At 45.3% G+C, this 12,170-nt stretch carries 12 protein-coding genes; 2 read left to right on the top strand and 10 right to left on the bottom strand.

Annotated elements, in window-relative coordinates; genetic code table 11:
* Positions 1-69 precede the first annotated feature (69 nt).
* The 9 genes from Q7J41_RS09980 to Q7J41_RS09940 all read right to left on the bottom strand — a co-directional run bounded on the left by Q7J41_RS09980 (position 70) and on the right by Q7J41_RS09940 (position 7,998).
* A complete protein-coding gene (locus Q7J41_RS09980; RefSeq protein WP_304887642.1) occupies positions 70-912 on the bottom strand; it encodes a helix-turn-helix domain-containing protein in 843 nt (280 codons plus the stop codon).
* Between the two features lie 90 nt (positions 913-1,002).
* Positions 1,003-2,130 carry an FAD-binding oxidoreductase gene (locus Q7J41_RS09975; protein ID WP_304887641.1) on the bottom strand — a complete coding sequence of 376 codons (1,128 nt, stop codon included), beginning with the start codon at positions 2,128-2,130 and terminating at the stop codon, positions 1,003-1,005.
* Positions 2,131-2,168: 38 nt separating this feature from the next.
* Positions 2,169-2,486, bottom strand: coding sequence for a (2Fe-2S)-binding protein (locus tag Q7J41_RS09970; RefSeq protein WP_304887661.1), 318 nt, complete (start codon positions 2,484-2,486; stop codon positions 2,169-2,171).
* A gap of 2 nt (positions 2,487-2,488) precedes the next feature.
* Positions 2,489-4,075, bottom strand: a complete 1,587-nt coding sequence (locus Q7J41_RS09965; RefSeq protein WP_304887639.1) for an FAD-dependent oxidoreductase — start codon at positions 4,073-4,075, stop codon at positions 2,489-2,491.
* 42 nt (positions 4,076-4,117) lie between these two features.
* Positions 4,118-4,426 carry a (2Fe-2S)-binding protein gene (locus tag Q7J41_RS09960; protein WP_304887638.1) on the bottom strand — a complete coding sequence of 103 codons (309 nt, stop codon included), beginning with the start codon at positions 4,424-4,426 and terminating at the stop codon, positions 4,118-4,120.
* Between the two features lie 27 nt (positions 4,427-4,453).
* On the bottom strand, positions 4,454-5,587 hold the full coding sequence (locus Q7J41_RS09955; RefSeq protein WP_304887635.1) for a tyramine oxidase subunit B: 1,134 nt from the start codon (positions 5,585-5,587) through the stop codon (positions 4,454-4,456).
* A gap of 248 nt (positions 5,588-5,835) precedes the next feature.
* Positions 5,836-6,366, bottom strand: coding sequence for a DUF5067 domain-containing protein (locus Q7J41_RS09950; RefSeq protein ID WP_304887633.1), 531 nt, complete (start codon positions 6,364-6,366; stop codon positions 5,836-5,838).
* A gap of 74 nt (positions 6,367-6,440) precedes the next feature.
* Complete coding sequence (locus Q7J41_RS09945; RefSeq protein ID WP_304887631.1) at positions 6,441-7,364, bottom strand: alpha/beta hydrolase; 924 nt, start codon at positions 7,362-7,364, stop codon at positions 6,441-6,443.
* Between the two features lie 7 nt (positions 7,365-7,371).
* A complete protein-coding gene (locus tag Q7J41_RS09940; protein ID WP_304887628.1) occupies positions 7,372-7,998 on the bottom strand; it encodes a TetR/AcrR family transcriptional regulator in 627 nt (208 codons plus the stop codon).
* Positions 7,999-8,296: 298 nt separating this feature from the next.
* Between Q7J41_RS09940 and Q7J41_RS09935 the strand changes: the two genes are divergently transcribed.
* On the top strand, positions 8,297-9,373 hold the full coding sequence (locus Q7J41_RS09935) for a DUF1611 domain-containing protein (protein ID WP_304887626.1): 1,077 nt from the start codon (positions 8,297-8,299) through the stop codon (positions 9,371-9,373).
* Between the two features lie 39 nt (positions 9,374-9,412).
* Here the strand turns inward: Q7J41_RS09935 and Q7J41_RS09930 are convergent, their stop codons facing one another.
* Positions 9,413-10,150 carry a flavin reductase gene (locus tag Q7J41_RS09930; protein WP_304887623.1) on the bottom strand — a complete coding sequence of 246 codons (738 nt, stop codon included), beginning with the start codon at positions 10,148-10,150 and terminating at the stop codon, positions 9,413-9,415.
* Between the two features lie 232 nt (positions 10,151-10,382).
* Here Q7J41_RS09930 and ade point away from each other — a divergent pair, with 232 nt between their 5' ends.
* The gene (gene ade / locus Q7J41_RS09925) at positions 10,383-12,098 is read left to right on the top strand and encodes an adenine deaminase (protein WP_304887622.1); all 1,716 of its coding nucleotides are present in this window, start codon (positions 10,383-10,385) and stop codon (positions 12,096-12,098) included.
* Positions 12,099-12,170: the final 72 nt, after the last annotated feature.

The following is a 12,170-nucleotide window of genomic DNA, read 5'->3' as shown; positions in this document are numbered from 1 at the left end:
TGCCCGGACACCTGCTAACAGATATCCGAGCACCTTTGCTCTTGCTTTTATTTATATAATAATTAATCTTTAAATTACAATTAACCGCTTGTTGTATTCGATCTTTTTTAACGAATGGATATACTTTCCCGGTGTTGTGTTGGACAATTCATAAAAATCACGAATCATGTGGGACTGGTCATAATAACCCAACTCAATGGAAAGCTGTGCCAGATTGGCATCAAAAATATTTTTATCAAAATTATTCAGATTGCTCAGTAAATGCTGAAACCGGATCAGTTTGCAAAAGATCTTCGGCGGCAAACCAAATTCCTGGGAAAATACCTTATTGATGTAGCGAACCGAATAACCGGCGTTCTCTGCCAATTCACTGACCTTGATCTGTCCGGCGGTGGCGTTTATTTTTTTTAATAGAAAGCTCTTCAACTCCAGATTTTTATCGTCTGCCTGAGACTTCTGATACAGGGGTATGTACATTTTCATAAATTCCTGAATCTGATAATTAAAATCTCTGCTGGTAGTGATCTTATCAAACAATTCCTTATCTTTAATCACTTCCAGAAAGGGAATTTCATTTTCCACAAAATCTGACATCACCACATTATTAAATTTAAAGGACAAACCGGGCATAAAACGAATGCCGAAAAAATAACTGCGTAGATTATTCACCACCCGGGGCTGCAACACCGTTCCGCAAATATTGGCATAAGGCTGTTTGTCATCACAGCAAAAGAGCATATCAATGCATCCGTCGGGTACCGCAATAACCGAACTGCCGATGACATCATTATTAAAACTATAAAAATGAGAAATGCCATAATCCATCACCACAGCCTTGTAATAACGAGAGGTTGCCATTACAAAATAGGGCTGTTTGGGACTGACAATTATTTTATTCTGATCACCGATCATTGGCCTCCTCCGTCCTGTTATTTTTACCACTTTGGCATAGACACATTATAACATACGAATATTCGGAAATACAACGATTCTATTTACTCCTTAAATTTTCGCTTTAAAGCGGTCATATCGAAACGCACTCAAATCCAGGGTTGTTGTTTTTGCTGTTGCCATTTCGGATAAAAGTAGCCCCACCGTGGGCGCGATGCCAAAGCCATGGCCAGAAAAGGCGGCAGCGATAATGAGTCCCGGCACTTCCTCCACCGGACTAATTACCGGTACCATGTCGGCACAGACATCCATCCAGCCCGCCCATGATCTGACAATCTTTGCTTCCTCAAGCATCGGGAAGTATTTCATAATCCCCCGGCAGATACAGGAAGCCGTGATGCTGGCGGTCGTCGGTGTGCCATTGTCCCGGTTCACCCCTTCAAACCCGGATGATCCCCCAAAAACAAAGGATCCATGGGTGCTCTGATGGCCGTAAAAATCGGCGGCGGCTGTTCCCAGCATCTGGTAAAACATCGGCGGCAGGGCTTCGGTTACCAATACCTCCAACAACGCCTGGGTCATGGGGATGTCAATCCCCAACTGGGACGCAATTTCGCGACTTTCGTAACCGGCGGCCAGAATAATTGTCTCACCTTCGTAAACAGCGTTTTGGGTGACCACCTGCCTGGCCTTACCCCGGATCTTACGGATTTCTTGTACCCCTTCGCCGGTGATAAAGCGAACCCCCAATTGCCGCGCTTTACGATAATAAGCCAGGGTTGTCAACATCGGGTTGGCATGACCGTCGGTGGGACACCAACTGGCACCAGTGACCTCTTCGGAAAGATACGGACAGATCGCTCGGGCTTCTTCGCCATCGATCATCCGTACATTCAAACCGCCATCGGCGGCGTTTTTGGTCAATCCGCTCAAGATATTCCGGTGCGCCTCGGTTTTGCCCAGTCGCAAATTACCTTGCTGATAATACTCCACATCCATATCCAGCTCCTCAGACAGAGTCGGCCAGATATTTTTAATGCCATACATGGCCAGTGGCAGTTCCCGCTTATCCCGGCCGGACTGGCGAACACCGCCGCCATTTCGTGACGAACCGCCGTTCCCGATGCTTTCGCTTTTTTCCAGGACAATAACAGAACAGCCTTTTTTAGCCAGATAATAGGCGGCCGCATTGCCAATCACGCCGCTGCCAATAATAATGATGTCTGCATTGTTTTTCATGTTATTTTCCTCATCTAATTTCTATTTTTCTTTCGCTGCTATCTTTCATTTCCTAAAACCTTCATTTCAATCGGCCGCATTGGTGCCCGGGAGACCGCCGGTTCCAGATCCAGGGGAGATACTCCAAGTTCCCGGGCTACAATCCCCTTAATCAAACGGCCGCAGGTTTGACCCTGACAAAGACCCATACCGGTTCTTAAGTACCGTCTAATTTCTGTTAATGTGAACATCCCAGCGTGAACCGCTTGTCTGATATCGCCTTTGGTGATTTCTTCACAACGGCAGATTATCATGGCGTCATCTGCTCCCACACTGTAGTCACCCAGATTTCGGGATCGATCATTTATTTTATTCATCATCACACCTCCTGCACTTGTTTAAAGAACCGGGCCTTCATGGCCATGTTAAATGGCACCTTCATGGTTAATAAACTGGTTTTATCAAAAGCCGGAACGTTTTTAATCTCGATGATCTCGGCCGCACAGATTTCTTTGCCACTGCGATCCAGCGCCATTCCCTGACATCCTTTTTCAGGCAATGGATAAAATTCATAAGGGATGGTAACCATTGCCGTACCCACTTCTTCGTCCTCTTTGACTAAGAAGATCGACTGTCCGGAACAGGCCGCTACACAGAGTCCACAGCCGGAGCATTGGGCATCGCTGTTGACCACCGGTAGCGAGGTAATTTTTTCACCAATGGTGATACACTTTTTCGGACAGGCATCCTGACAGGGATTACAGGGAATATTCTGAGAACATTCGATAACGGCGTGAATCCCCTGCGCTGCGGTGACTCCCGGGTAGGTTAAAACTTCATCATTTGTGAGATAACCTCTTGTCAACAAACTCTGGGAGACATCATAGCCTTCCTCGGTGTGTATAACTTCCCGGCCCTTATTTTCAGGACTGAACATCCCCGCTCTTAGAGCCAGTAGTGCCTGTTCCAACTCCCAGGTCTTTTCGGTTAGTTCTGCCTTGTCAATAAATCCCAGTCGAGCGGCGGCCGCCACGCCGGCAATCCGTCCTTCAATCATGGCTGAACTGGCTTCTTCAATTCCAGAAACATCACCAGCCACAAAGATACCCGGTATGGAGGTTTCGCCATAACTGTTACCAATTGGCACATAACCGCCTTTAGCGGGATTTTCTTCCATCTCGCAGCCAGCCATTTTAAGCAGCTGGGACATCGGCGATAAACCGACCGCCAGACAGATGGTGTCGACCTCAAAATCTTTCTCAGATCCCGGGATCACCTGCCATTTTGAATCCACTTCACCGATGGTCACCCCGGTAACACAATCCTGTCCATGGGCTTTGATAATAGTGTGGGATAAATAAAAGGGCACCCCACAGCGAGCCAGCTTGGCAGCATGAACCCCATAGCCGCCAATTTTGGCGGCGGCATCCACCAAAGCAACCACCTCACAGCCAGCTTGCAGCAATTGATAGCTGACCACCAGCCCGACGTTGCCAGTTCCCAGCATCAGCACTTTTTTTCCCGGCCGAATACTGTGAAGATTCATCATGGTCTGAGCCGCTCCGGCACCAATAACCCCAGGTAAGGTCCAGCCGTCAAAGGTGATCATGTTTTCAGAAGCCCCGGTTGCGACAATAATGGCATCCCCTTTGTAATGAGTCACCTCATCACCATGGGAAACCACCACCTCCTTATCCAGATAGAGCCCCAACACCACGGCGTTAAGAACGACCTCGACCCCGGCAGTTTGGGCTTCTTTTAGTAAATCCTCGCCAATTTTAAAGCCGCGAATTTTAGCCTTATGTTCTTTTGATCCAAAAAATTTATGGATTTGTTTAAATAATTGTCCACCGGGTCTGGCGTTTTCGTCAAAAACAATAACCCGCAGTCCTCTTTTTGCCGCCTCAATGGCGGCCGATAGCCCGGCCGGACCTGCGCCGACGACTATTACATCATATCTTTTCATAACCCACCCATTCCTTTTTCTTGTCCTCAACTCGAGTTGTTCTTATTTCTTTGCACCAACCCCGTACTGGGTTTGAACGGTCATTCCTGCCACCAGCGGAGTGACACAGGTTCGTACATTTGCTTTTCCATCCACAACCATGACACAATCAGTACAGCGTCCAATGGCACAAAAGATTCCTCTTGGCGCCTTTTCTTTATGAGTATGGCGTAAAACCATCACCCCAGCAGCCCGCAGTGCCATGGCAATCGGCTCCGTTTCATATCCTTCTAATGGTTTTCCATCAAAGTAAAAGGTGACCAAGCGGCCTTTATTACTTTCACCCAAAATCGGGTGTTCTGTGATTCGCATTGTTATTCTCCTTTCAGTTACAACCGCTTATGCCAGATAGGGTTCATCCCAAAGGTTCAGCTTGGTTCCGATCCCTTTTTCAAGAGCCTTGCGATAGAGTCTTGTTCCCCAGGCAATGTCTTCCACCGGCATGCCACCGACAGTGTAAAGGATGATCTCATCCTCCGATTGTCGTGCAAGAGTTCTGCCGGCGATAATGTTACCCAAATCGCTGATATCCTCCGGTTTCATCAACCCTTTTTCAATCAGATCCATGTAATGAACGGCCAGCAATCCTACAATTTCGTAACGCGGTGCCGGCAATTCTTCACTCCAGGCTTCATATAGCTTAAAATTATCAACCACATTTCTGGCTCGGTTTAAAATAAAGTCATCATCAAACCGGACATTTGCTGGCATACAGAATAAGGCTCCGGGTTTAATCCATTCTTCCTTAATATAGGGATAGGACTCAGAGCCAACCGATCCGGAGGTTGCCACACTGACAATATCGGATTCTCTGACTGCGGCTTCCATGCTATCCACAATTTCAATGGTCGTAATCTGGGGAAATTCTGTCTTGACGTAGTCTGCAAATGCCTCTGCGGTGACGCTTCGCCGACCGTTAATTTTAATCGTGTTGATGTTCGGACAGGTCACCATAAAGGATGCTAAAGCGGTTTTATTCATCACCCCAGGACCAATAATCCCCACCACCTGTGAATCCTTTCTGGCCAGATATTTGGCACCAACTCCGGGAATCGCCCCGGTGCGAATAGCACTTAAGATATTTGCTGACATCAGTGCCATGGGGGCACCCGTCTCTTTTTCATTCAACATCACAGTCAGAATGGATCGCGGCAGACCCTTTTCCTTATTGCTGGTATTGGATCCATACCATTTCATTCCGGCCATATCAAATTCACCGCCTAAGTAGGCGGGCATGGCCATATAGCGTCGATCCGGTCCATTAAGTGGCATATTAGGAAAGGGTGACGTTTCTGGAAAGGACAGCATAATTCCGTGAGAATTCTGATTCGCTCCACCCATAATATAATCGCCATCGCTCATCAATTTAAACATTTCAATCATGGTATCCACACATTCAGCCATATCCAAAACCCCGGCTTTAATCATATCCGGTTCACTTAAGTATAAAAAATCGATTTTAGTTTCCATCATTTTTTTCTCCTCTTTTTTTTATTTGATGAGAAATACCGCTTGGTATTTCTCATCAGTTCTCGGAAAACCATCGCCCACACGCAAGCGCATCATTTTCTTCGGAAATAAAAAAAGACAACGCCGCTTCTTTCCCTTGGGGAAATCAGACCGCTTTGTCTTTCTGACTATACTTTACGCTATTTTTCATTGATCTTATTGTAAAAATCGGAACAAATCATTTCTTTTGAAACAATTATATGCGAACCCTTTTATTTGATAGGGATGGTAATTTGGGCAACCTCTCTGCCCTTTCCTCTGATAAAGGTAATGGTGAGGTTTTTACTATCTGTTTCCAGTGCATAGGCGATGCTTGCCGAACAACTTCCGCCGCTTGGGGTCTCCTGAATCATGCGGTCAGGATCTTTGATATTATAGGCCTCAAGGGTATTCCCCTGGTCATCTACGACTACAAAGTCGCCCTGCGCCAAAAAGAATTCCATATTATATTTTGTTTCATAACTGATATTGTTGTATGTATAATCCAGAAAAATAACCTGTTTGGGATTGACGCTGGTGTCCTTACTTCTTGCCGCAGTTTTTCTCGCTCCGTTAATCGTGACACTATAATCGCCATTGACGGTAGTTACTAAGAAAGGCTCATTTATTAGCATTTCCGGCAGCTTCTTTGCTTCAGTGCCAGCTGAAGCTGTTTGCCTGTTAAAAATTTCTGCCAGTCCACAGCCGGTGAGTCCCAAAATTACAAAACTCAAAACTAAAAGCACTATACCTGTCTTTTTCATCCACTACCTCCATATGGTTAAATTATAGCCCCGTTGAAAGAGGAAGGCAAGGATAATTCCCGATCACATTCATCTTAGTCTTGCAGCTTTTTTCTGACAAATTGACAGACCTCTTCCATGGCTGCAATTGCCTCCGGGAACATTGGAGCCAGCAATGGAAAACAGTGAAACATCCCCTGCCAGACCTTCATCTCAACTTCAACACCTGATTCTTTGGCTTTTTTTGCAAAACGGGTTGAATCGTCTCTCAGTGTTTCATTATTTCCAACTTGAATGATAAGCGGTGGTATACCGGTTAAGTCTCCAAATAGCGGGGACGCATAAGGGTGCCTAGGATCGCCATTACCCACATAATAGCCAAGATAGGTCTCATTTGCACCTTTGGGGGTGCAGGGATCGGCCTTTACCCGGGTTTTATGAGACTCTCCAGAAATCGTCATATCAATACATGGTGAAAATGTCGCACAGACCCCGGGTAGCGGTATACCATTATCCTTGCATTTTAGCAGTGTGGCCAAAGCAATCCCGCCACCGGCCGAATCCCCTACAAAAGCGATCTTTTCAGGCTGATACCCTTGCTCAAGCAACCAGCTATAAATGGCAGCTGAATCATTGACCGCTGCTGGTGCCGGGTGTTCCGGAGCCAGCCGATAGTCAAAGACCAGAGCTTTAATGCCCAGATGTTTGACAAAATTGCCAACAATATTTCGATGCGATCTGGCATTACCCATGACAAAACCGCCACCATGAAAGTACAAGACTGCCTTTTCTTCAGGAGCATCGTCTATTTCAACCCATTCCGCATAAAAATTCGGGTAATCACTGGGTTTAAAAGTGATCCCCGGGATTTGTTTAAAGAAACGTACGGCAGTTTCATCACAATCCCGACGCAGCTTTTCAATTGAAGTGTTTTTATCAATCACTTCCGGACGCAATTGCCCTTTAAAGAAATGTCGATATTTCAATGTATAGTGCATTATTTTTGCTTTTGTACTCATGATAACGTTATTCCTCTCTTTCTCTTTCAGTTTCAATCAAAAACATCGATGCGATCACCCAATAATCCAGTTTTACGCCCCGATTATCATTGGTTGAATAGTATATCGCCAGACCATTGATACTTGTCCAGAAAAAAATGGACAACATTTTGGGATCGCCCGCTACCACGGTTCCTTCTTTCTGTCCTGCTTCCATAATTTTTTCAATGACTTGATAGGGGATATTTCTTTTTTCCAGAATAAGATTCTGAGCTTCCAGTGGAATTGCCGTTGAATTGGTTGCCTGCGTAATCAAACGACAGGTGTCTAAAAAAGTCTGACTGTGCTCAATTGTCTCCACCAGTTTTTCCAGGGCAAAGCGGATTTTTTCACCTGGCCCGGTCTCCATATCCCGAACCGAGTAGGATGCCTCAATGGTCTTATCCAGGGCATCATTGATGAGATCCACGAAGATTTCGTCTTTTGATGCATAATAATGATATAAAAGCCCCTGGGCAATTCCGGCTTCTGCAGCTATATCCTGGATCCGCGTGGCAAATAGCCCCTGTTTGACAAATTGTAGTAGGGCGGCGTTACGAATCTTTTCTTTGCGAGTTTCTCTCATTCTTTCGTTTTGTTCCTTTGATCGAGCCATGATCCCTCCCGGATGATATATTGAACATATATTCAATATATCATCCGGGGCAATTTTTGTCAATATACAAGTTTGATTTTTTATCAAAAACTGCTCTAGCGGCTAATCGAGTTTTTTTAGGAAGTGCTGCTTATTTCTGGCATTTCTTAAGGAAGCGTTTATTTACCGTTTTATGTGGTATGATTATAAGAGTGCGTATCGAACTGCTTTTATTCTCAAACACTTTAAGAAAATTTAATTGAATCGTTTGTCTAGTAAAAAACTTGTTCTTGTCCACGTGAAAGGAGTTCTAAACTCTATGAAAGAAAAAGCTTTACTCTACTGTGAAGGTCAATTTGGTGAATCCGATGGAAAGACTGCCAATGGTTTAATCCGACGTTCTCAAAAATACCAGATCGCATGTGTGATAGACAGCACCAAATCAGGCATGGATGCCGGAAAAATATTGGAAGGGGTTAACAATGGTATCCCTATCTACCGTGATTTATCCGAAGCCATGGATCAATTAAGTGCGGTTCCCAAGTATTTTATTTATGGCATCGCCCCAAAGGATGCCATCTTATCCATCAACGAACGGCGTATTTTTCTCAATGCCATGTCTTTGGGAATGGATATTGTCAATGGTCTCCATGAATTTATTTCTGAAGATTCTGAATTTAAACAACAGGCAAAACGCTATCGGGTTAAACTCTATGATATCCGAAAACCACTTGCCAATCGCTACCTCCATCTTTTTACCGGTGATATTTTAAATGTCAAAACGCCGAAGATCGCTATCCTCGGCACCGATTGTGCCGTCGGTAAACGAACCACTGCGATGCTGCTGATTGCCGCCCTGAAAGAACGGGGACTACGGGCCAGCTTTATCGGTACCGGTCAAACCTCATTAATCCAGGGTGAAAAATACGGAATTGCGTTGGATGCCATTCCCTCTGAATTTATGACTGGCGAATTGGAAAATGCGGTTGTTGAAGCAAATATTCACGAAAAACCGGATGTGATCATTCTGGAAGGACAGGGCGCCCTTAGTCATCCGGCATTTATCAGTTCCTGTGCCATCATCCGCGGCGGAAAGCCCGATGGCATCATTGTTCAGCATCCACCCAAGCGAGTAAACCGGGTCGATTTTGATTATCTGCAAATGCCCACCCTCTCCAGTGAAATCGAACTGATTGAACGCTTCTCTGAAGCCAAGGTTATTGCGATCACAATTAATCATGATGATATGACCGAGAATGAAGTGGCTGATACGATTAAGGCTTATGAACAAGACTATCAGCTGCCCACCACGGACACCCTGTTCCATGGCTGCAACAAGCTGGTTAAGACTATTTTAGAGGCTTTTCCTGAATTAAAAGAAAAAACCACCACCTAAAAAAAAGCCCATGCGATTTTCGCATGGGCTTTTTATTAACTATCGGGTGGCGTGATAATAAGCGTAGGTCATCGGTTCGTCTTTGCTGAACCCGTCGCCGTCAACAACCTTGCCGATGAACATATAGTGGGTTCCCAAATCGATGGTTTGCTCCACCTCACACTCTACAAAACAGAGGGTTTCCAGTAAACCGGGACAGCCGGTTTTACCGGTAATATAGCTGAGGTTTTTGAATTTATCAACATCTCGGCCACTCTGGTAACCAAAATGTTTGATCAGATCATGATTATCTTTTCCCAGAATGGAGACTCCAAAGACTCCGGATTCTCGGACATATTCAGATGTCAATGTTCCTTTTCCCAGGCAGACGCTGGCTTTTAAGGGAGTGCTGGTGACCTGAATAAAGGTATTGGATACCATCCCATTGAGTTTTTCATCTTTGATTGATGAAATAATATATAAACCATAACTGACATTAAATAATATCGTCTGTAAGGCGTCTCTTTTTTTATCGGTTAAACCATCCGCGACTTCTTCAACCAGAACAAATTTTTCGGGTCCCACGCCACAAACTGGGCAAACATCTGGAGGGGTTTCGCCCACATGGATATAATTACAAACGGTACAACGCCATTTCTTTTCTTTAACAGTATCAATGACTTCCGACTCTTCAATTAAAACAAACTTATCCGGTCCCACTCCACAAATCGGGCATTTGTCTGGCGGGGTATCACCTTCATGTACATAATTGCATACTGTGCAGCGCCATTTTTTCATTTTGTTCACCACTTTCTTAGAATTACTGTCTACTTTGTAATTATTATAATTTAAAAGTAAGTTGAAGTACAGGAATAAATTGATGTTCTGTTTGTCATTATAACCCTTTTTTGATGCGATTCATATAAAAAATGCTTTTTTTTGTAAAAAAAGGGCATATATCAGGTTATAATAATTCATCGCACCCAATAGAATCACTGCTAAAAATTGCTTATTATAGATAGGATGGAACATGAGAAAATATAAAGAAGAACTCAAAGAAAATATTGCTGTCGCCAATGGTTTTGAAAAAGCCGATCTGGTTTTTAAAAACGCCAGGATTCTTAACGTATTTTCTGAAGAAATCTGTTTGGCTGATCTGGCCGTTACCAATGGTACTATTGTGGGGATCGGATCTTACGAGGGTCTCGAAGAGGTGGATCTGGAGGGGAAATATATTATTCCGGGATTTATTGATGCCCACATGCACATCGAATCCACCATGGTTACACCCTTTGAGCTGGCTCGAGCGATTGTTCCCACCGGTACCACGACGATTATTGCCGATCCCCATGAGATTGTGAATGTCGCCGGAAAAATCGGGCTGAACTATCTGCTAAACGCCACTGAAGCGATCCCCTTAAACGTTTTTGTAATGCTGCCCTCTTCGGTGCCCGCCACCCCCTTTGAAACAAACGGTGCCGGTTCTTTTTTAGCCGCCGATATGCAGAGCTATCTGGATCATCCCCGAATTCTGGGACTGGGAGAAGTTATGTGTTTTCCCGATGTTTTGAGCGGTGATCCGGTGATTCTTGATAAGCTGACGCTATGCCGACATAAGCTTGCTGATGGTCATGCACCGGGGCTGGCGGGCAAGTCACTCCAGGCTTATGCCTGCGCCGGGATCAACAGTGAGCATGAATCTACTACCTGGCCCGAAGCCCTCGAAAAACTGCGGGCTGGTTTCTACATTCTCGTTCGGGAAGGTTCTGCCGCTAAAAACCTGCATGCTATCATCAGCGGCTTATTAACAACAGAGTTACCCATCGACCGATTCCTCTTCTGTACCGACGACAAACATTTAGAAGACATCCATCAGGAGGGACACATCCGCTGGAATATCAAACAGGCCATTGATCTGGGATTGTGTCCAATCAAGGCGATCAAGATGGCCACTATTAACACCGCCCAGGCTTATGGGCTAAAAAAACTGGGCGCCATTGCTCCCGGTTACCGAGCCGATCTGGTAATCGTATCCGATCTCGGCACCATGGATGTGGAGCAGGTCTATCAAAACGGCCGCCCGGCGAACGACAGCATCTGGGAACATAAACCCTGTTATGAGATTGACCCCCGGCTTCTTAGTTCCGTTCATATCCAGACCCTTACCCCGGCAAACTTGCAGCTCCCGCTTCGCAAAAAAGATCATGTCATCGAAATTGTCAAGGATCAGATCGAAACCCATCATCTGCTTGAATCCCTACCGGGGAAAGACGGCTTTTTTGCCCCCAATGAAAGCTATGCTAAGCTTTGTGTTATTGAACGGCATCATTATACCGGCAATGTCGGCGTGGCGGCTATCAAGGGCTTTGGGATCAGAGGCGGTGCCATTGCCACGACCGTTGCGCATGACTCTCACAATATTATTGTCGTTGGCGATAATGATCAGGATATCCTGCTGGCAGTCAATCATCTCGCTGAAATTGGCGGCGGCTATGTGGTAGCTGGGAATCATAAAATAATCGGAGCCGTCCCCCTGACCCTGGCCGGTCTGATCAGTCTTGATTCGGGGGAAGTGGTTCAGGAAAAGGTCGCTTCACTTCTCGCAAGTGCCCACAAATTAGGGGTCGCCCCTGGTGTCGATCCCTTTATTACCCTTTCCTTTATGGCGCTGCCGGTAATTCCTTCGCTACGCCTGACCGATCTGGGGCTTTTTGATGTGGATGCCTTCCAATTGATTAAATCTTAAACGGTTGCTGATTATACCAAAGCCAGGCTCCCGATGGTTATAAATTGATCTCATTGCGACTTTTCTTTCGGC

Origin of the sequence: Acetobacterium sp. (assembly GCF_030652775.1) — a bacterium.
In the GTDB taxonomy this organism is placed as follows: Bacteria; Bacillota; Clostridia; order Eubacteriales; family Eubacteriaceae; genus Acetobacterium.
This window is presented reverse-complemented; position numbering and strand designations above follow the sequence as displayed.